A 26751-nucleotide genomic window follows, 5' to 3' on the forward strand; every position below is an offset into this window, starting at 1 on the left:
CCAGCCAATGAGCTTCGTCGCGTACTCTACTGCTTTATTTCATCTGTTTATTTTTCGTGCGGACGCGCTCGTAGAATTCTTCCATAGTATGAATGAATGAGGCGTTTTTATGCCAGAATGCTGGATAATCCCCCTGCTTTTTGATCAGGAGAGCTGGGACGGCGGGTTGGGATGCTGCTGGCTGTGGAGCTGGTAGGCGTGTTGCACCAGTCCAGAATTCTTTGTGGCTGGCAATTTGTACCGGTTTGGTAATTGGGTGGGTGTAATAGGATTCCGCCGGTTGGACATTGGGCTCTTTGATCGTGAGAGCGGAGGCCAGGGTCGCTCCGAGTGGGGTTTTGACCAGTTCAGCTTGTAGATCTTCCCTGGAGAGTCCACGTAAGGCAAACATGACAAAGGGATCTTTGTCCAGAGCGGAGGCCAGAAGATAGTAGACTCCGGCGATGTGTTTACAGGGGTTGGCATAATCTGGACATGAGCAATCGGTCTCGAAATCGCGTGCGCTGTGCGGCAGCAGGTGCAGGTCCAGTTCTATGAAGGCGTCCTCGATAGTGTCGGGCATCTCATTCATCAATAGTTTAGTGAGCAAATCGGCCCGTGTCGCAATGTTTTGAATGACCTTGCTCCAGTCCCTGGCATTGATGGCTTTTAAGATAATCGAGGTTTTGTAGATGGGCTCTTTATAGACTCCAAAATAGGGATTGACGGAGCCACGCACTTTGGCTTGAACCATGCCATGGTCTAGCTTATAGCTAATGATGCGCCCATTAGTGGCATATGAGCGCCCACGGCTAAGGCGGCCTACGTCGGTAAATTGTTCCAGGGCCTGGATAAAGCGCTGACCCCACCAGGTTCGGCTGAACTGTGTCATCGTTCTTACTCCATGATAGCACTGCGGCGCAATGTGATAAGCTCTTTAAAAGTATTATTATCTAGTTCCGTCAACCAGGACTCATCGGTTCCTACGACCAGTGAAGAGAGCCGCTTCTTGTCTTCAATCATGGTATCGATGCGCTCTTCCATGGTCCCCATGGCGATAAATTTATGCACGAAGACGTTTTTGCGCTGGCCAATACGGAAAGCGCGGTCGGTGGCCTGATCTTCGACGGATGGATTCCACCAGCGATCAAAGTGAAAGACGTGGTTGGCTTTGGTGAGATTTAAGCCAACGCCGCCCGCTCGCAGTGAGAGGATGAAGAGTGATGGCTCGGTCGCAGGATCCTGAAACTCGGTCACCATTTTTTCACGCCTGGCCACATTGGTCGCGCCATGTAGATAATATGTATTGTAGTACTTCTTGTGTTCAAGGTAACGCTCCAGTGCAGCACCTATTTCTGTAAACTGGGTGAAAATCAGCGCGCTCTCTCCGCTCTCGATCACCTCCTCAACCATCTCTGCGAGCCGTTGCAGCTTGTGAGAGCGCTCGGTAGTAAAGGCACTGCCGTCCTGTAGAAATTGCATTGGATGGTTGCATATCTGCTTGAGCTTGAGCAATGTCGATAGGATCAAACCTTTGCGCTGAATGCCCTCAGCATCATCCAGTTGCTCCATCACGTCTTTGACCACGGCCTCGTACAGCGAAGCCTGCTCGGCCGAGAGGGTGCAGTACATTTTTTGCTCGATCTTGTCTGGTAGATCGTTGATGATACGTTTATCGGTCTTTACGCGCCGTAAGATAAACGGTTCGACCAGCTTTTTGAGGGTCGTGGACTGGGCCGCGTCGTTGTCTTTGTAGATCGGGATCTCGAATTTTTTGCGAAATTGTGCTTCCTTGCCCAGATAGCCGGGATTAAGGAAGTTGAAGATGGACCAGAGGTCTCGCAGGCGGTTCTCGACCGGGGTGCCGGTCAGGGCTAGCCGATGGATAGCGTCCAGTTTAAGGATGGCGCGGGTCTGGGCCGCCTGTGGATTCTTGATGTTCTGGGCCTCATCGACAACGACGCGATGCCAATCAATACTCTGCAACAACTTTTCATCCAGGCGCGCCAGGGCAAATGAGGTCAGGACCACGTCTTGCTCTTGATACATCTCCAGGAACGCCTTCTTATCTTTGGGTCGCGTGCCACCTTGATGTACCAATACCTGCAATTGGGGAGCGAAACGCTCGATCTCTTTGCGCCAGTTGCCCAGTACCGATGTCGGGGCAATAATCAGGGTTGGCCCGACAGCCTCAGCCCCTTCGCGCTCTTTAAGCAGACAGGCAATTACCTGCAGGGTCTTGCCCAGTCCCATGTCATCTGCCAGGCAGGGATGCAAGCCCAGACTTTCTAAATAGTATAGCCAGGCTACGCCGCGCTTCTGATACTCACGCAAAGTCCCCTGTAAGGCCACGGGATCAGTGATGGGGGCAATAGCATTTTTATCGCCGAGCTGAGATAGCATATCCTGTAAGTTCTGATCATGCTCCCATTCCAGATCCTCGACTCCTTCCGCGCCAAGCTTCAGCATATCCATCAGTGAGATCTCGGCGGATTCATTTTTATGCATCTGCCAGAACTCAAGCATTTGCTGCATTTTTTCGCGATCAAGCTCCATCCATTGGCCACGAAACTGAACCAATGATGATTTGGCATTGACCAGCTGTCGCCATTCTTCTTCCGAAACCACCTGTCCACCAATCGACAATTCATAGCTATAGTCGACGACTTTTTTGAGGCTTAAATGACCACCCCCTGCAGCCGATGTTGATCCTTTGGGTGAGCGTAGCGATGTTTTGAGGCGCACCTTGCTGCGCCGCCTGCCCTCGGGAGTCCACCAGGAGGGAACGATCACGATATAGCCGGCATCCTCAAGTACCCAGGCGCCCTCCTTCAAAAAAGTGAAGGCCTCGTCAAGCGTGAGATGAAAGCCGATCGGCTTATCTGTGGTCAGGCCCTTCCAGATCTTTGGATAGATGCGCGCGGCATAGCCCAGGGCCAGCAAGAGGTTTTTTTCAAAATCAGCGCCAAAAGGGCGTGCAGCCTCAGCGCGTTCCTTCGGCCTGAGATCCCAGTATTCACTCAAACTCAATTGATGAGAGGGATCGCGCCTGGACGCCACCAGAAAGTGCATGTGCCAGCTGTCGACATCCGTAGAAGTAGCCTCTTCTAGACGTAGGCAGAGCGTAAAGCCGGCTTCCGTATGCGCCTGGGTCAGGTTGTTGCGCCAGGCGAGCCAGTCTTTATAATCCTGAAGCGTCTCCGTGGGATCTTGCGTGGGCGCGGGGCGATATGGATAGATGCACCTGTAGAGCAGTGTATCGGCGATCTGATGGTCAAATGTACCGGTAAAAGGAGTACCTGTAACAACATTGTGGAGCAGACATTCAGAAAAATGGCGCAATAAAGGCTCTTTATCAAAAAGATCGGTGTTATCCGGGTTGTTTGAGCCGGCTGCACACGCCCCCGGCATAGCGGCAAGATAGCGCTGGATGGTCGTCTCATAGCTATCTGATATCAGTTCCCAGCCGGGATGAAGCACAAAACGGGCCTCTTTTTTTGTCGCCTTTTTGCTACGTGTCCCCTTCTCCCCGGCCGCTTCAAGTGCCTGATACTTTAACGCTGGGATGTACTGGTCTTTAGCGATGATCGCTTTGATGGCCTGGGTGTATTGCTGCCAGAATAAAAGATCTGCTCCCAGTTGGAAATCTTCAGCCCCATTGAGCGCCATAAAATGGATCGTGTTCAGGATGGTAATGATGTCTGTCACCCGATAGCAGCAGACCTGCCAGGGCTTCAGCTCAAATTCCAGTGGCTCTTCCTCCTCAACATAGCGCAACAGTTCAAAAGAGGGCGCTGGTCTACCATCAGTAGTAGGTAGCAGTACGTAGCGACTGCACAGGGTATTCACCAATGTGCCAGGAAAAAGCTCTTGCAGGCCCAATTTCTCCACGAGAAATGTTGCCAGGGCAGTCTGCGACAGATGTCGTGGATGAACAGTATCCGGACTCTTCTTCGCTACATCTTGCGCCCTATCAGTCTCGACCCAGAGATAGAAGCTTCCATCCTGTATGAACTCCTGTGAGTCATCAGGAATCCAGATTCCATGGATGATATGCATGCGGTACTCCTAAGATGAGTCACGATATGATTGGGGGTATCACTCGTCCTCACTACACGGCTGTATGAAAATTTTTCGTACAGCATAACATATCAGCTCACTTATTGTCGAATATCTATTAAATTGATGCCTTCATCGTTATTCTTTCTCCATCCCGTAATTTCCCAGATTGTAATCCTGTATTTTCTTTCAGATGGACCGTTCCAGTGCAGCGCGGTCCCAGTGAGCGAGATTGGCGGCGGCTTCATAGGTGCTTTGGAAGAATTCCAACAAGGCTTGCTCGGGATTGCTCTCCTGCCGCATGTCGTCGTAAAGGTAGAAAGATTCTGCCATCTCGGGGCTGTAAAAAGCTTTGGCGGGCCTGATAGGTGCACTTCCAAGTCCAGGCGGTTCGGGAGCCGCATAGGCGTAAAACGCTGGTTTGGGCGAGCTGGCACTACCCGGCCAGAAACCACAGCTGATGACTTCATGCGAGTAGGCTTCACGCGTGATCCGATCGGCTCCTTTTCTTTCAGGGGCTTTTCTACCGGAGAAGCGTGTTACAGCTATATCAAAGCTACCCCAGAAGAAATGGACTGGACTGCATTTGCCAATAAAGCGGCCACGAAATTCCTTCATGATAGTATCTATCTGGAATAAGGTGCGCCAGAAGCGTTCTACATATATCGGATCATAGGTATCATGGCTGAGATCCTGATTGAAAGGAATGGCGTTCGGAATTTCACAGGGGCGTGGATCAATAGTGACCTGGATATTCAGGGCGTGTAATGCTGCCATGAATTCTTGATAGAAGTTGGCCACTGAGCGTGAGTACAGAGGTAGTGTTTTGTTGGTGTCTTCGCTGGTAACAATCGACAGGTTGTGATCAATAAAATCAAAGCTAATCTCAAACTCACCGTGCGCATAGGGAATTGGCGAGGTCGTCAGACCGCGCGCTGAGACGTAGAGGGGTACCTGCCACCAGTGATTGATGTACGGGCTTAATGCCAGCCGCACCTTGCCAACCATCTGTGTCCATAGGTGCAGCGTCTCACAGGTCTCTTTCCAGTCTTCAAATGCTAACACAGGCCATTTCTCATCAACCGTACGCACAAGATTACTGTTCAGCATGATTACTCTTCTCCTCCCATCACAAACAGGCATATCATATTTCGTCAGGACTACTCAGCTAATATCTCCTGGTATGCCCCCATCCTATCATATTTTTTATTTCAACTACTATAAGTCTATACTCTACAAAAAGGTTGGGCACCACCTGGTTCTGCGAACCATCGATCTGTATATAAAGTTATTTTAAGAAACCACATAAAACTGCACGTAATTTTTTTACACCAATATATTTCTATATTTATGCTTAAAAAGAAATCATTGAAAGTATGTAACATATAAGATATATCTAGACTCATAAATGCAGAAGAGCTTTAAATTACATCTTGATACTGTATACTTATTGGGCAGGGTTTCGTGTTGTATGTATTACGTTCCAACCATATTCGTTGCAAGGAGGCGTTTTCCATGTCCCTGCAATCCCATAACTTCACTATTGGTGTTGAAGAAGAATATCAGATTATCGACCCTCATACACGCGAACTGGGTCAGCAGGCCCATTTGATTTTGCCAGAGGCCCAGACGATATTAGGGGATGAGGCGGTACAATTTGAGATGATTTTGTCTCAGATTGAGGTCGCAACCCCGATTTGTCATTCGTTGACGGAGGTACACCATGAGTTGATGCGACTACGTGGCGGCGTGATTGCTGCCGCCGGCAATGTCGGACAACGCATTGGCGCCGCGGGAACTCATCCTTTCTCACATTGGAATATACAGCAGGTAACCCCAAAAGAGCGCTATCAAACCTTAATCGAGACGTATCAGCAGTTAATTCGCGAGCAGGTCATTTTTGGTTGCCATGTCCATATTGGTATACCAGATCAAGAAGTTGCCACTCAGATTCTCAATCATGCCCGCGCCTGGCTTACTCCAATTATTGCTTTGACCGCCAATTCTCCTTTCTGGCTGGGAGCGGATACTGGCTATCAGGATTATCGTACCGGCCTCTGGTGGACCGTTCCACTGGCTGGCCCTCCCCCTTCTTTCTCTTCCTATGATGCGTACCGCGATACGATTCAGCGTTTAATCGCTACAGAGAGCATTGACGATGCGACAAAGATCTATTGGGACTTGCGCCTCTCAGAACGCTTTCCTACGCTTGAGTTTCGTGTCATGGATGTCTGCATGACTATTGACGAAGCCGTCATGGTTGCTGGCTTGATCCGGGCCCTGGTTCGAACTGCGTATGAGCAGGTAATGCGGAAAGTTCCTTTTCCAGATGTGACTACTGACCAGTTGCGAGCAATGCATTGGCGCGCGGCACGCTATGGTCTGGATGATCGCTTGTTTGATGTGCAGGCGCAGCACAGTGTACCGGCCCGGCAGTGTATTGAGCAGTTCCTGACCTTCTTACGGCCAGCGCTCGAAGCTGAGGGCGATTGGCACCGCGTCTCAACCAGTACCTACCGGGTGTTACAAGAGGGTAATGGCGCTCGTCGCCAGCGCGATATCTATCGGCGCGCTGGCGATTTTCGCGCTCTGGTAGATTATATTGTCGCCCAAAGCTGTAGCTTTTAAGGCTGGCGCTCTTACCAGCCCATAGCTCCAGGTCCTCCCAGGATGATAAGAGCTCTTGACCAGACCCTGCGCTGTATTGCTCCGCTGGCAACGTCGGCACGGAGCATTCTTATTTGCAGTGTCGCCTCGTCTACAGCTGTGATCATTACGCAGCCACCTTTTTCTCTTTGACCAGCTTCGGCGTTTTCTCTTTGCGTAAACGCGGATCGGCGATTTCATCAATTCCAAAGTTGATCAGGGATAAGCCTGCACCCAGAACAGCAATGCAGACGCCGGGTGGAATAAACCACCACCACAGGCCCGAGAGCAGGGCGTTGGCTTTCTGTGCCCAGTAGAACATGCTTCCCCAGCTGATGCCGTTTGGATCTCCCAGTCCCAGAAATTCAAGTGAGGCGGAGGCCAGAATGACGTACAGGGTGGTGCTGACAAAATTGGCGGCCACGATAGAGATCTCGTTGGGGAAAATCTCGAAGAAGATGATGCGCCAGGTGGTCTCGCCGTTGGCGCGCGCCGCCGTAACAAACTCGCGGCTCCGCATAGAAAGGGTCTGCGATCTCAACACACGGGCTCCCCATGACCAGCTGGTAAAGGTAATCACCAGCGCAACGGTAACAGGTCCACGCGGAAAATAGGAGGCCAGTACGATCGCCAGTGGCAGCGCCGGTAGCACCAGGAATACGTTGGTGAGCAATGACAGTATCTCATCGATGAAGCCGCCAAAGTAGCCGCTCACCAATCCAACGGTAATCGACAACAAGGTCACAGCAATACCGGTTATAAAACCCCAGAATATTGAAGACCGTGTCCCCACCACTAGCTGGCTGAAGATATCCTGTCCAACGGCGGTGGTACCTAACCAGTGGGCCGCCGATGGCGCGGCCTGCGCATCATTTGATAAGCGACCCGGATCGGTATGGATGAACAGGGGACCAAAGGCTGCAACCAGAATAAAGAAGAACACAATCACCAACCCAATGGCGACCTTCTTGTTTTTAGTCAGCTGGTACCAGACGATCTGGAGCCCGCGCCCCAGGCGCTCATACCAGGGTCGGCGCAGGGCATTGATGGTGGCGGCATCTGGTAATGGCTGCTTCCCGCGCTTAAAACCATTGGTCACCGATCCGCTAAACTGCGATGAAGATGTACCCATTTAAGCGCTCCTCTCCTGGCGTACACGCGGATCTAGCGCGACATAGACCAGATCAGCGATAAAGTTAGCGCCCAGTACTGCCAGCGCAATGATCAAAAAGATGCCTTGCAGCAGCGGATAATCCTGTCCCTGTACCGCCTGTAAAAGTGAGAAACCAATACCGGGATAAGAGAAGACGATTTCGGTTAAGAGCTGGCCTCCGACGATTGAACCGATCGCCAGGGCAAAACCGGTTACATTGGGTAGAATGGCGTTGCGCGCGGCATACAAGAACATCACCCGCCACCTGGCCAGTCCTTTGGCGTTGGCCATTAAGACGTAATCTTCTGAGAGCGTGGTAATCATCGAGTTGCGCATGACCAGCATCCAGCCAGCGATAGAGGAAAGCACAATGGTCAATGCCGGTAGAATAGCATGATAGATGGCACTGAAAATAAAGTCAGAATTCCAGCCAACGTCCAGTGTGGTATCGTATCCATCGGCGAAGGGGAACCAGTTGAGGGTAAAGCCAAAGAAATACAGGATGATCAGGGCTAACCAGAAATAGGGGATAGCCGAGAGGAAGGTCATGGCGGGCGAGAGCATTGTATCGAGCATGGAGCCGCGCTTCCATGCCATCACGATCCCAAACAGACAGCCGAGAATAAAACTGATCATTACCGCTACCGCACCCAGGATAATGGTCCAGATGATGTTCTGAGCGATGATCGAGGTGACCGGGATCGGGTATTGCACGTATGAAATGCCAAAATCACCATGTAGCATGTTACTCAAATATTTGAAGTATTGTATCCAGATGGAATCGCTGGTGTTGACGCCAAAGGCTGCCTCAAGGGCTTTCTCGGCGGCGGGGCTGATGGGACCACGGCGCTCCAGGCGCGTGAGCATCGCTTGCGCTGGATTTCCAGGGGCCAGCCGTGGAATAAAAAAGTTGAGGGTGACGGATATCCAGATCGCCACCATGTAGAAGAAAATGCGACGAAATAAATGGCGCATTCCAGTACTCCTTCGATACGTACCTTTGTAAAAGGGAATGCAGGGGCGGCACTACCGGGTCCAAAAAGGCAGCGCCTTGCCCCTACCTCTTCATACGCCCTTCCTTTTATGAATAGCAGGAAGGGCGCCAACAGGACGTTTTAAGCGGCTGGTTTCAGGTTGAGGACAACCATTAGATTGTCAGGGGTTGAGTAGGCTGCACCAACGGCATAGGGATCATCCTTGCTGGGCCAGCCGGTGAAATTTTTGGTGCTGTATTCATACCATGAAGCTGCATTTACCAGTGGAATGTTTGGCAGTTCGCTGGCGTAGATTTTTTCCAGTCCCATGATTGCCTGCTTCTGTTTGGCAGGATCTACGGTGCTGGAGTAATCTTGCAGCAGTTTGTCGGTTGCGCTGTCTTTCCATTTACCCCAGTTGAAACCTTTTGGCGACAGGTTAACGCTGCTCAGATGGGTATTGTACAGGTAGTAGGGGGTAGGTCCACCAAAGAGACCACCAATCAGAGCGTCAAAGTTGCCATTATTACGGGCATCGAAGTAGGCGGTATCCTGAATGTCATCGACTGTGGCGTCAATACCAGCATCTTTCAGATTCTGCTTGATCACCGAGGCCATGGTTTCCCAGTCGGTCCAACCGTTGACAACTTTAATGCTGAAGCTCAGCTTCTTGCCATTCTTCGCATAGATACCATCAGGTCCTTTGGTGTAACCAGCGCTCTGCAGATACTGGGCAGCTTTGGCCATATTAGATGTAGACTGCACATCCTGGTAGCTGGGGTCCAGATAAGCCTGCGCATTCGGCAAGATCAATCCAGTCGTGCTGGCTGGAGCTACATAGCCGCTTTCGGCCTGTTTGGAAAGCTGTGAGCGATCGATGGCGGCGCTGATAGCCTGGCGCACATTGACATCGTTGAATGGAGCTTTGGTCAGATTAACGTACAGGGTAAAGATATCGGTTGGAGCCATCCAGTAGTGGTTGTGGGTCGAATCTTTCTGCACATAGGTTTTGTCCAGGTCAGGTGCAAAGAAGCTGCCCCAGTCAATCTCGCCCTTCATCAATTTTAGCTGCAGGGTCTGATTATCTTTGACCGCCGGGTAGCGCAGTTCGTCGACCTGGATTTTGTCGGCCTGCCAGTAGCCTGGATTCTTAGTGTAGGTGAGCAGTTGAGGTGCAAATTTGGCAAACTTGAAGGGTCCGGTGCCGACGGGATTACTGTTGTCGAACTTGGTTGGATCAACGTTCTGGAAAATATGCTCTGGAACGATGAATGTTTGTCCACCAATATACCATAGCAGGGGAGGATTGGGAGTCTTGAAGTTCAGGACCACAGTTTTGGAGTCGGGAGCCGAGACGTCGCTCAAATATGTCCACAGGCCTTTGGAGTCGGCGGCCGGATATTTCTTGAGCATGTTGAAGGTGAAGGCTACGTCGGCGGCGCTGAATGGTTTGCCATCCGACCATTTGACATTATCACGCGTGGTGAAGGTCAACTGTTTTTGATCAGAGCTCCATTTGTAGTCGGTGGCCAGCAGGTTGGTTACTTTGCCATCGTTACGATTAAAGAAGAGGAGAGTCTCATATACCATGCCCTGAATACCTTCGTTGACGAGGGTGGGATTGTAAGGGCTCAGGGCTTTGGTGAAGTCTCCACCAACATGGGCACCAATCGTTAAAATATGTTTCTTGCCGGTCGTGCCTGTGCTGCCACTGCCATTTCCGCACGCGGCCAGCGCCAGAGCCAGAATAACCAGGAGCGAAAATAAGGCCATTCCGGCCTTGCTTTTCTTTCCATTGATCGATGAGACGAGAGTTGGAGCCACGCTAAACCTCCTGAAGGTTATAAAAAACAGCGCGTCAAAGATAATAAAACCATATGCCTATCCAGGCAAAAGCATGAGAGGATATACTTTACATCCGGTTTCTCAGCAGTCTGAATCGTCACCATTGACAGGGCAAATCTACCAGTCATCTAGACTACTAGACCATAAGTGTGGCATATCAAGCCACTCCAACTAACAAAAAAATGTAACATCGGTCTGAGTATAAAATATATGTTGGATACAACTTTCGTTCTTCATGTCCTATCTGCATACATGCAATGCTATCACATAGCTGAAAGTCTATCTACGTTCTTTGTCTCTCTGAGATGAAACAAATACAATGAAAAGCATATGAAAAATATGCATTCAGGCTAAGAGAAATATCAGTGATGTATCTACGAAAAACATACACTGAATTAGCAGCATTGTCAAGACATCTAGACCACTAGACCAAAATTCATTATAAAACCTGAAAAAAATGTGCATTCCAGACGAAAAAGTGCGGCAAGTATTTACTATTACACTCCGATATAAACAAATTCCTCAATGTAGAAAGGGCTTCAATAGAGCTTACTCAGGTGGCGTATTTAGCGAAGTATTGCTGTAGCTGGTCTTTGATATGCAGGGGATTACGCAAAATATCTTTCAGGCTGAAAAAGATACTACCATGAACCTGCTCATAGCGTTGGTTGGTCCTGAGCTGTGCTAGCAGTTGATCAGGCTTCGACCAGGGTCCGGTTCCCGCTGGATTAACGCGGTAGGCTGCCTGGCCGATATAGAGCTGTACCCGACTGCCTTTAACTTCGTTGGCCCACCAGCGTACCAGCGTCTCGTAATCGGCGACCGCAAAGCCAATGTTCCAGTAGATCTGGGGCGCAATATAATCGATCCAGTGTTGCTTGATCCAGGTACGTGTGTCTGCATAGAGGCTATCATAATCCGTTACGCTCGCGTGGGTAAACGAGCCAGTAGCATCTGCCAAGTGGTTGCGCCATACGCCAAAGGGGCTAATTCCCAGCGCTACATTTGGCTTTATCTGCTTGATGCGCTGTGCCAGTCGATGGATAAACTGGTTGATGTTGTCGCGCCGCCAGTCAGCCTTGCTGGCAAAAATATGCGCTCCATAGCGTTGATAGGTGTCTTGATCGGGAAAATCTCGCTGACCTACGGGATAGGGATAGAAGTAATCATCCAGGTGCACGGCGTCGATCGCATAGTTATGCACAACCTCAACAATGCTGTTTACAATAAAGTCACGCACAATGGGTAATCCAGGATTATAGTAAAGCTGGCCGCCATAAGTAATGAGCCAGTCAGGATGCTGGCGGGCGGGATTATTGGCCGCCAGCGCCTGTACATCCTTACGCGTACTGACGCGGAAAGGATTAAACCAGGCATGAAAGGCGAGCTGGCGCTTATGGGCTTGCTCCGCCATGAAAGCCAGAGGATCATAACCAGGATTCTGCCCCTGTGTACCTGTGAGGTACTGTGACCACGGCTCATAGGTGGAAGGATAGAAAGCGTCGGCCATTGGCCTCACCTGCACGACAACCGTATTTAAGTGCAGCGCTTTCACCTGGTCCAGTAAGGCTATGAATTGCTGTCGTTGGAGCTCAGCCGGCAATCCAGTGTGTGAGGGCCAGTCCAGATTTGCTACCGTCGCCAGCCAGACGCCGCGCATCTCTAGTTGTCTGTTCGGTGCTTCTGTATGTTTGGATAGCAGCGCTGTCTGCTGCTGCGTTGAGGAGGGGAATGTAGCCAGCACGGCCAACGATTCGTGTAGTAGCACAAAAAAGGCTATGCATCCGACCAATATGCCGATCTGTGTTCGCGTCGGCCATTTCTTCCACCACATACATCTCTCCGTGCCATTTCCCCTAGGTGCGCCTCTTGTGGGTGCTTGCTTGCTTCGAGTGAGAAGCAGAAGCACCCACAAGAGGCGCATCTACGTTTTTTTCTTTCTTTGTGCTTTATTTTACCATCTTCGCTGAAATTTAATGTATGACCTACAAGGGGCCTACAACTTCTTGATAGCGTCGAGGGGCATCAGACGTTCAGCCGCTGGCGCCAGGCGTCGGTAGCATAGCTGATCTGTCCGCGGCAGATTGTGGCCTGGAGTTGTAAGGAACGATCGTAGATTACCAGGTCAGCATCGTAACCCGCTTTAAGCAGTCCTTTGCGGTCCGTAACGTGGGCTGAGCGGGCCGGATTAAACGATAACATGCGGGACATTTCAGAGAGGGAGACATGCGTAATGTCCAGCATATTGCGCAGAGCCTGGTCCATGGTGAGCACGCTACCGGTCAGTGTGCCGTCCTCCAAGCGCGCAGCTCCACAAATAACACGCGCCTGCTGGCCCGCAAACTCAAAGGTGGCATCGGCAATACCAGCTCCAGCCAGAGCATCGGTTACCACCACTGTGCGCTGTGGACCGAGCACGCGCACTAAAATATCCATCATCGCTGGATGCACATGTACACCGTCGCAAATCAGTTCGCCCAGTACTTGCTCGGCCTGAATAATCGCGGCCAGCGGTCCCGGATTGCGGTGCTCAAGCTGGCGCATCGCGTTGAAGCAATGCGTTGCGTGGGTAATACCCAGTTGGATCGCTTCGCGGGCCTGATCATAGTCGGTATCAGTATGACCGATGCTAACGGTGACGCCCGCCTCTACCAGTCGCCGAATCATGTCGTGCGCACCAGGCAGTTCTGGGGCGATCGTCAGCAGTTGCAGATGCCCACGCGTCACTTCCAGGATATGCTCAGTCTCTTTTTCATCAGGAATACGCAACCAGATCGGCGGGTGGGCGCCACGCTTCTTGACACTGATGTAGGGGCCCTCAAGGAAAATGCCGACCGGCTCAGCACCAGGCTCAGGCGCATGCTGCTGAGCCTGCTCAATCGCGGCCACAGCCGTCTGCAACTGTGCATCGGGTAGAGCGTTTGGCGTCCCAACCACAGTTACGAGAAAAGAGGTTACACCGGTCGCTGGAATCCAATGTCGATATGAGCGAATCTCTTCAACATCGGTCGTGTGCAGATTAAATCCACCACCACCATGTGTATGTACCTCGATAAATCCCGGCAGGATAATACTATCGGAAGCATCGATATGCTGCGCCTCCGAACTCTCACTCTGCCCTACAGCCTGGATCTGTGTACCGTCAACAACAACATTTCCTCGCTCAACATCCATTGTTGCGTCTACAATATGAGCACCATGTAATGTAAACCGCATTGAGTCTCCCTCTTTTCATAGATTTTCTCTTCACGCACATGCCGTCTTTAGCATGCAAATATATCAGCTCTTAGTGGTCTATACAATATGCCAATTATACCACCTCTCTCGCCATCTCTACACCGGTCCAAAATAAAAAATCACGCTTGTGCCTTTCAAGTTGATTTTTTTAAGTTTCGTCTCAAAGCTTGACGTTTGCGAGAATATCTGTGATTATCTAAGATAGAGATGTGGTATAGACGATATACCAATTATACCAGCATGTTTTCGCTCATGGGAGCTTCTATGGTCGCCTATTCCACGCTTCAGGGATAAATTAACTATTTATTGCCACGAAAAGACCATTTTGTGCGTATCTGTTACTATAGAACAATATATCGGAACAGAAGCAGCAAAGGATTGGAAACGGTACATGAGCACAGTTTTTCGCAAAGGTCCGCTCCCTCGCTACTATCAGTTGAAAGAGATTATGCGCGAGAAGATTCGTCTCGGTGAGTGGAAGCCGGGTGATTTGATTCCTTCTGAACGTGAACTCGGTGAACAATATGGCATCAGTCGCATGACTGCTCGCCAGGCTATTACGGAACTGGTCAATGAGGGCCTTTTCTATCGCGAGCAGGGCAAAGGCACGTTCGTGAGTCGCCATAAAATCACGCAGCAGTTGCTTCATTTGACTGGCTTTACGGAGGATATCCGCGCCCGTGGTCAGCGACCAGGTACCAAAGTCCTGACTGCTAAGATGAGTCCGGCAGACGAAACAACGGCTGAGCGCTTGCGCATTAAGCCTGGACAACCCATTTTTTATCTACAGCGCCTGCGCCTGGCCGACGGTGAGCCGCTGGCGGTCGAAATCTCTCATTTGAGCTTCATGGGGTGCGAGAAGTTGTTGGAAGAGGATCTGGAACAGAATTCTCTTTATCGCTTGCTTGAAACTCGCTATGGGCTACCCTTGATGGAGGCGGAACAAGAGATTGAGGCCGGGCTGTTTGATGAGGCGTCGGCCCAACTGCTGAAGGTACCTGTCAATAGTGCCGCCCTCTTTACACGCCGTACGACCTATACTGAACGGGATACCCCGATCGAGTATGCCCGGGCTATGTATTGTGGCAATAAGTATACCTACTATACCAATCTAAAACGTGAACAGTTGATGCCTTAAGCCGCTGCTGTGCTTACAATCTTTTCACTATGCGACGATAACCACGCTTTTTTTGCATGACTTCTTTCATAGGGGGATGAATATATGTCAGACGTACCTCAATCAGAGGGGATACCCGCCATTAGTGCCCTGGCTACTGAAACGAGTAATCCGGCCACCGCTGACATCGATCGCATGAGTCCATTGGAGATTGTCCAGGCCCTTAATGCAGAGGATGCCAGGGTGGCGCAGGCGGTTGAGCTGGTGCTGCCGGCCGTCGCGCAGGCCATTGAGGAGATCGCGACGCGCATGCGCCAGGGCGGACGCTTGATCTACATCGGCGCTGGTACATCTGGTCGCCTGGGTATCCTGGATGCCTCGGAATGTCCTCCCACGTTTGGCACTGCGCCGGACCAGATCGTCGGCTTGATCGCTGGTGGCCCTATCGCCACTGCGAACGCCGTTGAAGACGCCGAGGATAGTCCTGTCGCTGGTCGAGGAGAATTGGAACGCTTGCAACTGGTAATGCTGGATACCGTGGTTGGCATCGCTGCCAGCGGTCGTACCCCCTATGTCTTAGGTGCTATAGAATATGCTAAAAGCCAGGGTGCTCTGACCATTGGTATCGCCTGCAATCAGCATTCTCCCCTTGAGCAGCAGGTGGATATTGCCATTGTGCCGCTGGTTGGTCCCGAAGCCATTACGGGCTCGACGCGCTTGAAATCTGGTACCGCCCAGAAGATGGTGCTCAATATGCTCAGTACGGGTACGATGGTGCTGCTGGGTAAGACCTATGGCAACATGATGGTAGATGTAGTTGCTACTAATTATAAGCTGGAACAGCGAGCCAACAATATTGTTCAATGGACAACGGGTCTGGATCGTGAACAGGCCGCAGCCCTTTTACGTTCAACACAAGGGGAGACGAAAACAGCGATTGTGGTTAGTCGCTTGCATGTCTCGCCTGAAGTTGCCAGGGCCCAACTGGCGGCGCATAACCATAATTTGCGTATTACACTTGAGGCAATGCAGTCATGACTATATATGATGATACTTCTTTACAGGCAACACCACCTGAGTCTTACTATTTGGGGTTAGATGGTGGGGGCAGTAAAACGCTGGCCGTGCTGGTTAATGCTCAGGGCGAGGAGGTCGGGCGTGGCGTGGCTGGTAGCTCGAATTATACCGGTGTGGGACTGGAAAACGCCGTCTCTAATATTTATACAGCGGTGCAACAGGCGCGAAGTTTCCTTGATTCCGATACAATTATTACAAAGGCCTGGCTGGGAATTTCAGCGGTCGACCGACCTGCCGATCATGCTGCGCTGATGCCCCTGCTAAAGGATCTGGCCGCAACGGTCTATCTCACAAATGACGCCGAACTGGGATTAAGCGTGCTACCAGATGCCGTTGGGGTGGTGTTGATCGCGGGTACCGGCTCTATTGCGTTGGGTCGCAATACAAGAGGTCTGACCAGCCGCGCCGGCGGTTGGGGCCATCTGCTGGGTGACGAAGGTAGTGGCTACGCCCTGGGTATCCAGGCCCTGCAAGCCGCCGTCCGGGCCGCCGACGGTCGCAATCCGCACACGCTTCTCCTGGATCGTATTTTGCAGTCGTGGGGTCTCACAAAGGCTGAGGAGTTGATTGGTGCGGTCTACTTCAATGAGGATAAGGCGAAAATCGCTCGTCTCTCGACCTGTGTCTTGCAGGCCGAGCGAGATGGGGATGTGATGGCTGCGGCATTGGTGCAGAACGCTATCTCTGAACTAGTTCTGGTAGTTAAGACGGTTGCCGCCAGACTCGATTTTTCTATTCAGCAAGCCCTACCTGTCGCTCTGGGTGGTGGCTTATTGCTGAATGAGGCCAATTTTCAGGCCCGCTTCCTCGAACAATTAGAAATTGCGCAACCATTGGGTCCGGTGGTTCATATCGAGCAACCAGCCTTGAGCGCGGCCCGCACAGTTATCCACTTAACCGGCTTCCAGAATTGGATTCGCGTATAGACAGGGAAGAAAGAAACACGCTATGCAACAATATCTTACCGATGGTTTGAGCCTTGAAGAGCAGATCGGCCAGTTATTTGTCGTTGGGCTGCCTGGTCTAACGGTGACGCCCGAGATCGTTGAGTTGATCCAGCGCTATCATGTGGGTGGTATTGTGTTGTTTAAACGCAATCTGCAGGATATCCAGCAGATTCAGGCGCTGACACAATCTTTACAGCAGATAGCTCGTGAGGCCGGCCATCGCTATCCACTCTTGATCAGCATTGATCAGGAGAATGGTATGGTGCGTCGCTTTGGGGATAGCACAACCGTTTTTCCTGGAAATATGACCCTGGGGGCGATCAATTCGACGGCGTTGACGCGTGAGGTGGCCCAGGCCACGGGTCGCGAGATGAAAGCACTGGGCATCAATATGAACCTGGCTCCGGTGGCGGATGTCAATAATAATCCGGCCAACCCGGTCATCGGTACGCGCTCTTTTGGGGAGAATCCACAGCGCGTGGCCCGCCTTGTGGCAGCGATGATACAGGGCTATCGGGATATCGGCGTGATTACCAGCCTCAAGCACTTCCCTGGTCATGGCGATACCGCGGTTGATTCGCATCTGGCCCTCCCTAGCCTTCCCTATACCCTCGATCGGCTGGAAAGCCTGGAGCTCATCCCATTCTATGAAGGCATTAAAGCGGGGGCCGATAGCATTATGATCGGCCATCTCTATCTGCCTGCTCTGATGCCTGCCAATGGGATGCTGCCCGCCACTGTTTCACCGGCCATTGTCCGCGAGCTCCTGCGCCATAAGCTTGGCTATCAAGGACTGATCATTACTGATTGTCTGGAGATGAATGCGGTTGCGGAAACGATCGGTGTCGAGCGTGGCGCGGTCATGGCTCTGCAAGCAGGTAATGACCTGGCGTTGATTTCTCATCAATATACGCGTCAAAAGGGCGCGATTGAAACGACAAAGCAGGCGCTGGAAGCGGGCGAAATGACGCCGCAGGCCATCCAAGAGTCCTGTGAGCGGGTTCTACAACTGAAAGCTCGCATGCTGTCATGGAATACGCTGCCGACAACCGAGCAGTTATCCACTATCGGTCAACCTGACCATCTTGAGCTGCGCGACCGAGCGTATGCGCTTTCCACTACTGTGGTGCGCGATACGCCACAGCTCCTGCCACTGACCTTGTCTCCCGATCAGCGTCTGCTGGTCACAATCCTGCAGCCCTCCAGTTATACTTTTGCGGCCGACAAAACGCAGGCAACCGAGTCATTCGTCACCGAACTGCATCAGCGACACGCAAATATCGAAAGTTTGACGATTACAACACAAAATGCTGTGGAAAGCATGCAAGGGATTGACCAGCGGGTTAGTGATTTTGCTATGATTATAGTAGTGACAGTGAATGCAAATCTGGATCACTATCAAGGAAAGTTTGTCCAACACATGCTGCAATATGGAAAACCGACTATAGGATTGGCTGTGTATAATCCATACGATCTGCTGGCGATGCCGCAGTTGGGAACCTACCTTGCTACGTATGAATGTACACCGCCCGCCCTACGTGCAGCGGCAGGCGTGCTCTTTGGCGAGATCACCGCCCAGGGACAACTTCCTGTTAGTATCCCAGGCATGTACACTCTGACTCCGTAATCTGCTGTTTAGATCACTGTTAGATAGGACACACAAAATGCAAGTCACAACTGAACATATTCAGCCTTATGACGCGAACCGCGATGCCGCGGATGTCTATGCGCTCTGGCAAGCTGCCCTCTCATCTGAATGGCCTCTTACGCAAGAACGCTTACAAAAAGTGCTCAATGGAAACGAACCGCAGCATTTTGTAGCCCGCATCAACGGCAAAATCGTTGGTTTTGTTGCCACACTTAAACGCTCTTATGGCGCCGAAAAAGTAGGACAACTGCTTGCGCTGCTGATCCACCCCGATGTACAGAGACAGGGCATTGGCACAGCGTTACATGCCGCCGCCCTGGAGCACTTTCGCTCCCATGGCTTGACGTCAGTACGGTTGGGTAGCGTAAGTCCACGCTTCTGGTGTGGGGTTCCCGATAATCTTCCTGGCGCCCTGGCTTTTTTTCAGGGCCGAGGCTGGGACCTCTCTACAACGGTCTACGATCTGGCACAGGATCTGACCACCTACCAGACTCCTGAGCGCGTCATTCAGCGTTTACATCAAGAAAAGATCACAATTGCCAGCGCGCAAAACAAGAATGTTACAGATGTTCTGGCCTTTGAGGCCAAACATTTTGCTAACTGGCTTCCTCAATATGAGATTTGTGCCGACCTGGGTGATTATCGTGACTTGCTGGTGGCACGGGATGAAGATGGTCGTATCCTGGGTACGCTGATTATGTACTCGTCGACCCAATCGCATCCTGAACGTACCGATCTGATCTGGCAGGATCTGCTAGGAGAACAGGCGGGGGCGATGAGCGCGGTGGGCGTGGCCGAAAGCGAGCGCGGACGCGGTATCGGCATTGCTCTGGTAGCTGGCGCTTCAGAGATACTGAAAGAGCGCGGCACCACCAACTGCTTCATCGACTGGGTCGAATTAACAGATTTCTATGCCAAACTCGGCTACGACAAGTGGCGCTCCTACCATCCTAGCGTACGCGACCTCGCCAATCTCTAAGATCTCTACAACCTCTACTCTGCGAGGAGACGGTGCCGCTTGCCAAGAGAGCAAATCGGGCGTAAGGCCCGAACCTATTGGTATCATTATTCTTGATACGTTTCGATGGCCATGCGATGAAACCTTCAAAAACATAATTTAACAATAGGTTCGGGCCTTGCCTCCGATTTTTTCGCTCACGCGTGAATATGTTCAAGAGACGATGTCATGTTTCCCCTCATCAGCCAGCAGAAAAACAAAAACCTCTACCTGTAGGGACATCAGCACCCCCAGGCTGGCGAGTCACAACTTCCTGGTGGGGGATGGAAGTCTGACACACTCTACGGAGTCAGACGCTCAGCCAGGTATTTCAGGCTGATGGGATAACGATATTCGATGGCAGAGTGGGTACCATCAAATAATTCAAAGAAAACGCCGTTCACGCCGAGCTGTTTCAGAACGTTATAGAAGGCTCTGGCTCCCAGGTCCAGGAAGTACTGGTCGCGATTGCCAGCGTCGATATAGATGGCCTTCATGCTGCGCAGAGACTCCGCGTGCTGAGGCGCCATGCGCACTGGGTCCCAGGCCAGCCAGCGCTCCCATACCTCAGGAATTACCTCGCCTGTTTCCAGGTCATATGGCAGACGTACAGTTCCATCAGGATCTGCCGAGTAGCAGGCGGCCATACACCAATCATTCATGGGCGATTCGTCACCAGGCTGAGTGAAAGGGATGCGGCGGCGGAAGCTTTCCCAGAACTTTTCATAGGATCCTTCGTAGCGGCTCTGCAGGGTACGAATAGATTGGCGGAAATCTGGTAAATAGCACATTTCGAACAATGCGTCTCCAGCATGCGTGGCCAGCCCACCCCATAGGTCGGGACGCAACATGGGGGTGATCATCGCACCATAGCCGCCGCTTGATTTTCCGGCGATACCGCGATGCTCACGAGCAGGCAAAGTACGGTAATGGGCATCTATCCAGGGCACAATTTCATCGCACAAATAGGTATGATATTTGCCGGTCGCTGGAGAATCCACAAACTGGCTCCCTCCATATGAGGTCCAGCAATCTACCCACACAATAATACAGGGTGGCGCCTCTTTGCGCGTAAACAATTCATCGGCCAGTTCAGGAAAATTCTTACGAAACGCAGATCGGTTGCGCCACATATCTAGCTGGCCTGTCAGTCCCTGGATCATATATACCGACGGATAGCGTCTCTCTGGCTCCTCATCATAGCCAGGTGGCAGGTAAATCCATAACGGACGCTGATAGGGATCATGCAAGGGATTATCTTTGAGGACGTCGCTCTCAAATACTACTTCATCAAAACGCCCGCTCAACGGTGCGGACCATGGCAACATAATGGTCTCCTCTCATGGATACGTCTATCACGTGTCAGTAATTTCGTTATTGCCCTTTCGGCTCTTATCCCTTTAAGCATAGCACCTGCACCTTGCTGCTGACAAAAAAGCTGCGCCTTTACCGGTTATCAGTAAAAATGAGATATGTATGCTGTTTTTCTTTAGAATGTGTCTGAAGTCTATCACCATAGGAAGCAAAGCGCACCCCTACGGGCAGGTGCATGCGTACTCGAGCCTGTTTTAAGTGTTGGTGCAACCTGTGCGCAAAGCGCACAGGTTGCACCAACACTTAAAACACCTATTGAGCGCCGCAGGCGCGTAGCGTCAGGGGCCGAAGGCGCAAAACCTCTGGTTTTCGGACACAACCACCAATGGTTGTGTCCGAAAACCGCTAGTTTCTGGCGGATGTGAGGAGTATGATTGTTAGTAGCAACTTTCTCTGAAAGGCAAATGAAGATGAAAGAACTACACTACGATACACTCGACTCGCCGATTGGGACTATTGTGCTGGTAGTGGATGGAGAGCAGATGTGCTCATTGGATTATACAGATTATGAACCGCGCATGCTGACCCTGTTGCGGAAACGCTATGGGGAGTTCCATCTAACACGTGCGGCAGATCCCTGCGGCTTCAGCAGTCAGCTGCGCTCATATTTCGCTGGTGATTACCGCTGCCTGGATGCGATTCCGGTCAATACAGGGGGCACAGCCTTTCAGCAACAGGTATGGTCGGCCTTACGTACCATTCCCGCTGGCGCTACCAGGAGCTATGGACAGCTGGCAGCTCAGTTAGGTAAGCCTACGGCCTACCGCGCAGTTGGAGCGGCTAATGCGCTTAATCCTGTCGCCATTGTCCTCCCCTGCCATCGCGTCGTGGGTGCAGACACTTCCCTGACAGGCTACGCCGGTGGCTTAGAACGTAAACACTGGCTGCTACAACATGAGGGTAAAACGCTATTATAAACCTGGATAAACAGAGAAATAAAAAGGTCATGTCCTCCATTATAGATTGCAAGACATGACCTTTGATAGAGCGTATTACACCATCTTATCGCTAAGATGGTTCACCTGTCTGTGGGTCCAGGAACAGTTTGTTATCATTTCCTTCGCCAGGAGCTGAGAAATTAAACATGTTCGACAGGCTGCCGGCGATTGAGTCGAAAGACTGATCACCAATGCGGCCCAGCTGCCAGTTGTCTTCGATGAACTTCAACACCGAACTCTGGTCGGTGACAGAATGGTCAACAAAATTCTGTTTGGCATACGGTGAGATGACCATTAAGGGCAGGCGTGGACCGTATCCACAGCGACCAGAATAAGTGCCCGCTTTCTGTGTGCCACACTGTCCGGCACCAGTTAAAGCATCATTGGGATCATTTGACTGGCTGACGATTGGCCCCATGACATGATCATACCAGCCATCTGAGTCATCATATGCCAGGACAACAGCGGTATTTTTCCAGGTAGGCTGCTTCTGCAGGCGATTGATGGTATCCACCACAAAATGCTGCTCATCCAGGGGATCAGAATAGCCAGCATGGCCATCCTGGTAGGCACCAGCCTTCAGGAAACTAACCGCGGGCAGATGACCGGCATTGACAGCAGTCCAGAAGTTCTGCAGGTCATACTGGTGGTTCGCCTGGTCGGTTTTACCAATCATCGCCGCCGAAGTCGGAGGCAAATGATGAGGATTGGCAGTAGACTTGTAATACTGGAATGGTTCATGATGCGGGATATAGTCCTTGACCGATGCTCCGCTGATATTGTTATGAGCTGTGCCACAAACCACTTGCCCATTAGTAGTAGATGATGGCGCGAAACCACCCTCAAACCAGCCCCAGGTAAGGTTTTTCGCATTGAGCAGATCACCCACGTTGCGGCCAGACATAGCTGCGGTCGTGCCTTTCGCAGAGCAGTCATCATAGGCTGGATCAATGTCGTTCAGCATCGTGCCATTGGAGGTTACCGGGTAGCCAGGATAGCCGAAGTCTGCTGGAGTTGCACCATGAGTCTGCCCAGAAACCAGGTTTAACGCACCAGGTGTTGAAGGACCAAAGGTGGTACCAAAAGAATTATCGCTCATGGCATAGTGTTGGGCGTAATTCCACATACCTGTAACGGTGTTGCCGTCATAATAGTCCATAACAATAGATTTATCTTTACAACTTCCACCACTCGCCGATTCCACGAACTTATCCATCAAACCATGATCAAAAGCTTTCTGCTCATCTGTATAAGCATGATCCTGGTCGCAGGTCAGGGCCTGTGAGCGATCCAGGCGCTGTGGATTGGCAGAATTAGGATTGTTGGTGAGCAAGCCAGCCGTTAAACCATTCACAGATGGTGTGTTTTTAGCTGCTTTGAAAGCGGGCTCACCAGCAGGGTTAGTTGCATTAGGGTAGGTGCCAAAGTAGTGATCAAATGATACATTCTCTTGAAAAATTACCACTACATGTTGAATTGGCGTAGTGGTCGTTGTCTGTGCTTGAGGATCTACAGCTGCCGATTTCGCGGCTACATTCGCCACAGCGACGCCGCTCACCAGCACTGATCCTAAAGCCAGGGCAGAAACTGCCGTGCGCCAAAATTTAAACACTATAAATATCCCTCTTTTTTTAAATATCATTATGCTTACATCTATTCTATTGGGGGCTCTATCGCTCACAGTATAACATTTAAGTGTTAACTGACAGTAAATCTATGTTTAAGTACATCTAAAATTTATACCATAGTAATTCTTATTCAATCTCTTTTAGCATTGAGAACACATAGTAACTGTTGCACTTCCCTTTTATATGGCTAGAATGTTGACAAGCCAACGACTCTTCCTCAACTCCCTGACGCGAAGGAGTTGAGGAAGAGTTTTGTACACTCAACAGGATAGCCCAGGTGAACTTAAGCAGAGCCAGCAGGGGCCGCCACATAAGGAACCATCACCGGCCCTTCAGGAAGTATGGCAATGGAGGGATGCGGTCCGTAGCGTTGGATTAGCTGGTCGAGTGTAGCCTGGAGATCGGGCGCCGGAAGTAGCTGAGCAGCTCGTACAACATCATCTGATAAGCTCGAATGCAGATAAACATCGGCCTGAATCTGGACCAGTGCTTGCTTCTGAGCCTGCCATTGATCGTGCATCTGGAAATCCGGCTGATTAATCATTTCCAGCAAGGCGGCTGGATTTTCACGCATCTGTAACAGCGCCTTGAAGTTACCATGTTCAGGCAAACCGTCGCGGCACTCTGCGACCGCGATGATGGCTCCCCCCTTGCGCACGATCTGGGCTGCCGCCGTCATACCTTTAACACTCTGATAGAGGTTCTGGTCGAGTGGATAGCCATTGTTACTGGTAACAACGATATCAAATGGCTCTGCAACGGCCTGCGTGGCGTTTCGCGCCACTTCTGCGCATCCCACATAATGGGCACGAATATAGTCGCCCGCAAAGACTGCCGTGATCTGCCTCTCCTGATCCAGCGTCACATTGACCAGGAATTCTGGTGGACATAACCTGACCGCAGCTTGAATCCCCTGATGAATAGGATTCCCTTCGAGCAGAGCCCAGGTTGAATGCTGGTCCCCAATCAAGGGCGCACTATGCAGCGCCTGAATGGTCTGGATACCAGCCAGGCCTGGAATAATGCCCTTGGGACCTCCTGAAAAGCCTGCGAAGAAGTGGGGCTCGATAAAACCGGTAACGATGCGGAAGTCAGCATCTAGATAGCGCCGATTAACCAACACCGGCACCCCGAAGGAACTGTTTCCCAGCGAGACAAGTTCCTCGGGAGCAAAGGCGTTGTGGTTGACTATCTCGACGCTATCGACAATCTCCTGACCCAGCATCTGAATCAGTTCTTCACGCGTGTTAGCCCGGTGTGAACCCGTGCCATTTAAAATGACTATCTGTGAGCGCGGGATAAAAGATAGCGCCTCTAATAACCAGGGCACAATGCGCTCATTTGGCGTAGGGCGGGTGATATCCGAGATGACAATGGCGACACGATCGTTTGAGCTCAGCCTATCGACCAGGGGCACACTCGCAATCGGGTTATGCAGAGCCTTGAAGAAGGCTTCTCGCTCATCCTTCAAGGGCGGAATAGGATGTGAGTGTAATACAACTGCCTGTTCTGGCACAGTGATAGTACGGGCATCACTTCCATATGGAATCTGGACATGCATAAGCAATCCTCTTTTCGGCTATGCAAAGCACATAAGCATACTTAACCGGCAAATTTGTATTTAGCTAATCCTTTAATACCAACCTTAACGCGAAATAGATCTCCTGACAGTGGATAGGTTTCTCGCTGGTCCTCTTCAGGGAAGGCCGAGGTGATGTACAGCTCATCCAGATACTGGCCCCCAAAGGCCGGAGCAGTCGGTCGCGGCACGGGCATTTGAATAACCTGATCTACCTGTCCCTGTGGATCATAACGCACTACTTTAGAACCGTTCCAGTATGCGCTCCAGACGTAGCCCTCGCTATCCACGCTCAGCCCATCGGGATCACCTTCTTCAGCAGGCGTCTCGACAAAAATACGGCGGTTAGAAATATTCCCTGTCTCGGCATCAAAATCATACGCCACGATAGTGTATGTTGGGGAGTCGGTAAAATACATGGTCCGATTATCCGGGCTCCAGCCAATGCCATTAGAGACGCCGATATCGCTAATCATCTCATGGACAGAACCATCGGGATCCAGGCGATAGAGCGCGCCGCGCGCCTGCACATCGTCCCCGTCAGCCATGGTGCCAGCCCAGAAGCGTCCTCGACAATCGACAGCCCCATCATTGAAGCGTAGATCGGGATTCTCTCCAAAGGGACGAGCAATATAGGTGAGTTTCCGTTCAACCTCATCCCATAAGGCAAAGCCTTTTTTAGTGGCCATCACCAGACCACCAGCGTCGCGCAATGCCAGCACACCAATGGATACACCTACAGGGATGACGTCGTGTTTGTCGGACAGCGGGTCCAGGCGATGATAGCAATCATTCTCAATGTCAACCCAGTAGAGAAGCTGCTCGTCTACGCTCCAGACGGGCCCCTCCCCCAGCTTATTCCTACATGGTAAGATATGCTCTACACTGTTCATAGTGTAACTCCCTTTCAACGCCAATGCTGACACAATACATATGTAACAATACACTAAGCCATGATTATGCTATCCAGCCCGCTCGGCTGTATTATTGGCATGCTTCTCTATACTGGCGCGCCAGTGTAGTCAGTCCTGCCCAATCTTTGTTATTGACAATATCTTTGCTGACCAGCTGACTGCCCACCGCTACGCTATAAGCACCGGCTTTTAAGAACGCGCCACAGGTCTGCAGGTTGACCCCTCCGGTTGGGACCAGCTTCAGCTCAGGTAACGGGGCCAGAATATCCTTGAAATAGGTCGGGCCCAGCTGGCTGGCTGGAAAAACTTTTACCAGGGCGGCACCAGACTTCCAGGCGGTCCAGATCTCAGTCGGAGTGTAGGCACCACAAACAACTGGAATATCATGCTCTTTCCCCTTCTCAATCACGTCCAGGGCCAGGATCGGTGTGACCAGAAACTGAGCTCCAGCGTCGATGGAGGCCTGAGCCATGGTGCCATCCAGGACTGTACCGGCTCCGACAATCAGGCGATTACCAAATTCTTGCCGCACTTTGGTAATGATTTCGTTCGCTTTCGCATTGGTCAATGTAAATTCAAGGGTATCAACGCCTCCCTCCAGCAATGCGGCGCTGATTTCAAGTGCGTTATCCAGATTAT

21 protein-coding genes are annotated in these 26751 nt (G+C 51.2%); 7 read left to right on the plus strand and 14 right to left on the minus strand.

All coding sequences use genetic code 11. From position 1 onward, the window contains the following. Nucleotides 1–34: 34 nt before the first annotated feature. From JMI88_RS33240 to JMI88_RS33250, 3 genes are all read right to left on the minus strand, one after another. Nucleotides 35–871, minus strand: coding sequence for an SWIM zinc finger family protein (locus JMI88_RS33240; RefSeq protein ID WP_201366331.1), 837 nt, complete (start codon nucleotides 869–871; stop codon nucleotides 35–37). Nucleotides 872–876: 5 nt separating this feature from the next. Next, nucleotides 877–4038, minus strand: coding sequence for a DEAD/DEAH box helicase (locus JMI88_RS33245; protein WP_201366332.1), 3162 nt, complete (start codon nucleotides 4036–4038; stop codon nucleotides 877–879). 189 nt (nucleotides 4039–4227) lie between these two features. Beyond that, nucleotides 4228–5148, minus strand: coding sequence for a DUF5996 family protein (locus tag JMI88_RS33250; protein ID WP_201366333.1), 921 nt, complete (start codon nucleotides 5146–5148; stop codon nucleotides 4228–4230). Between the two features lie 405 nt (nucleotides 5149–5553). On the opposite strand from JMI88_RS33250, the gene JMI88_RS33255 reads away from it, so the two are divergent. Then, nucleotides 5554–6666, plus strand: a complete 1113-nt coding sequence (locus JMI88_RS33255; RefSeq protein ID WP_201366334.1) for a carboxylate-amine ligase — start codon at nucleotides 5554–5556, stop codon at nucleotides 6664–6666. 11 nt (nucleotides 6667–6677) lie between these two features. On the opposite strand, the gene JMI88_RS40300 is transcribed toward JMI88_RS33255, so the two are convergent. From JMI88_RS40300 to nagA, 6 genes are all read right to left on the minus strand, one after another. Next, the gene (locus JMI88_RS40300; RefSeq protein ID WP_268906046.1) at nucleotides 6678–6812 is read right to left on the minus strand and encodes a hypothetical protein; all 135 of its coding nucleotides are present in this window, start codon (nucleotides 6810–6812) and stop codon (nucleotides 6678–6680) included. Continuing rightward, nucleotides 6812–7816 (minus strand): ABC transporter permease, encoded by a 1005-nt coding sequence (locus JMI88_RS33260; protein WP_201366335.1) that lies wholly within the window; start codon nucleotides 7814–7816, stop codon nucleotides 6812–6814. Before JMI88_RS33260 ends, JMI88_RS40300 begins: the two co-directional genes overlap by 1 nt. Beyond that, nucleotides 7817–8812 carry an ABC transporter permease gene (locus JMI88_RS33265; RefSeq protein WP_201366336.1) on the minus strand — a complete coding sequence of 332 codons (996 nt, stop codon included), beginning with the start codon at nucleotides 8810–8812 and terminating at the stop codon, nucleotides 7817–7819. 140 nt (nucleotides 8813–8952) lie between these two features. Next, on the minus strand, nucleotides 8953–10635 hold the full coding sequence (locus JMI88_RS33270; protein ID WP_236023174.1) for an ABC transporter substrate-binding protein: 1683 nt from the start codon (nucleotides 10633–10635) through the stop codon (nucleotides 8953–8955). Between the two features lie 574 nt (nucleotides 10636–11209). Then, on the minus strand, nucleotides 11210–12490 hold the full coding sequence (locus tag JMI88_RS33275) for a glycoside hydrolase family 10-like protein (protein ID WP_201366337.1): 1281 nt from the start codon (nucleotides 12488–12490) through the stop codon (nucleotides 11210–11212). Between the two features lie 191 nt (nucleotides 12491–12681). Beyond that, complete coding sequence (gene nagA, locus JMI88_RS33280) at nucleotides 12682–13872, minus strand: N-acetylglucosamine-6-phosphate deacetylase (RefSeq protein ID WP_201366338.1); 1191 nt, start codon at nucleotides 13870–13872, stop codon at nucleotides 12682–12684. A 412-nt stretch (nucleotides 13873–14284) separates the two neighbouring features. Here nagA and JMI88_RS33285 point away from each other — a divergent pair, with 412 nt between their 5' ends. From JMI88_RS33285 to JMI88_RS33305, 5 genes are all read left to right on the plus strand, one after another. Further along, on the plus strand, nucleotides 14285–15031 hold the full coding sequence (locus JMI88_RS33285; protein ID WP_201366339.1) for a GntR family transcriptional regulator: 747 nt from the start codon (nucleotides 14285–14287) through the stop codon (nucleotides 15029–15031). A gap of 84 nt (nucleotides 15032–15115) precedes the next feature. Then, entirely contained in the window at nucleotides 15116–16048 is a 933-nt protein-coding gene (gene murQ, locus JMI88_RS33290) for an N-acetylmuramic acid 6-phosphate etherase (RefSeq protein ID WP_201366340.1), read from the plus strand. Next, on the plus strand, nucleotides 16045–17013 hold the full coding sequence (locus tag JMI88_RS33295; RefSeq protein WP_201366341.1) for an N-acetylglucosamine kinase: 969 nt from the start codon (nucleotides 16045–16047) through the stop codon (nucleotides 17011–17013). Before murQ ends, JMI88_RS33295 begins: the two co-directional genes overlap by 4 nt. A gap of 22 nt (nucleotides 17014–17035) precedes the next feature. Then, nucleotides 17036–18661, plus strand: a complete 1626-nt coding sequence (gene nagZ, locus JMI88_RS33300; RefSeq protein WP_201366342.1) for a beta-N-acetylhexosaminidase — start codon at nucleotides 17036–17038, stop codon at nucleotides 18659–18661. 37 nt (nucleotides 18662–18698) lie between these two features. Then, a complete protein-coding gene (locus JMI88_RS33305; protein ID WP_201366343.1) occupies nucleotides 18699–19661 on the plus strand; it encodes a GNAT family N-acetyltransferase in 963 nt (320 codons plus the stop codon). A 320-nt stretch (nucleotides 19662–19981) separates the two neighbouring features. Here the strand turns inward: JMI88_RS33305 and JMI88_RS33310 are convergent, their stop codons facing one another. Beyond that, a complete protein-coding gene (locus JMI88_RS33310) occupies nucleotides 19982–21007 on the minus strand; it encodes an alpha/beta hydrolase (protein WP_201366344.1) in 1026 nt (341 codons plus the stop codon). 456 nt (nucleotides 21008–21463) lie between these two features. Between JMI88_RS33310 and JMI88_RS33315 the strand changes: the two genes are divergently transcribed. Continuing rightward, the gene (locus JMI88_RS33315; protein ID WP_201366345.1) at nucleotides 21464–21970 is read left to right on the plus strand and encodes a methylated-DNA--[protein]-cysteine S-methyltransferase; all 507 of its coding nucleotides are present in this window, start codon (nucleotides 21464–21466) and stop codon (nucleotides 21968–21970) included. Between the two features lie 91 nt (nucleotides 21971–22061). Here JMI88_RS33315 and JMI88_RS33320 read toward each other — a convergent pair whose 3' ends face one another. The 4 genes from JMI88_RS33320 to JMI88_RS33335 all read right to left on the minus strand — a co-directional run. Then, a complete protein-coding gene (locus tag JMI88_RS33320) occupies nucleotides 22062–23633 on the minus strand; it encodes a phospholipase C (RefSeq protein ID WP_201366346.1) in 1572 nt (523 codons plus the stop codon). Between the two features lie 269 nt (nucleotides 23634–23902). Continuing rightward, entirely contained in the window at nucleotides 23903–25180 is a 1278-nt protein-coding gene (gene larA, locus JMI88_RS33325) for a nickel-dependent lactate racemase (RefSeq protein ID WP_201366347.1), read from the minus strand. Nucleotides 25181–25221: 41 nt separating this feature from the next. Further along, the gene (locus JMI88_RS33330; RefSeq protein WP_201366348.1) at nucleotides 25222–26091 is read right to left on the minus strand and encodes an SMP-30/gluconolactonase/LRE family protein; all 870 of its coding nucleotides are present in this window, start codon (nucleotides 26089–26091) and stop codon (nucleotides 25222–25224) included. 91 nt (nucleotides 26092–26182) lie between these two features. Further along, a partial coding sequence (locus JMI88_RS33335; protein ID WP_201366349.1) for a bifunctional 4-hydroxy-2-oxoglutarate aldolase/2-dehydro-3-deoxy-phosphogluconate aldolase occupies nucleotides 26183–26751 on the minus strand: 569 nt, incomplete at its 5' end.

This window comes from Dictyobacter formicarum (assembly GCF_016587435.1).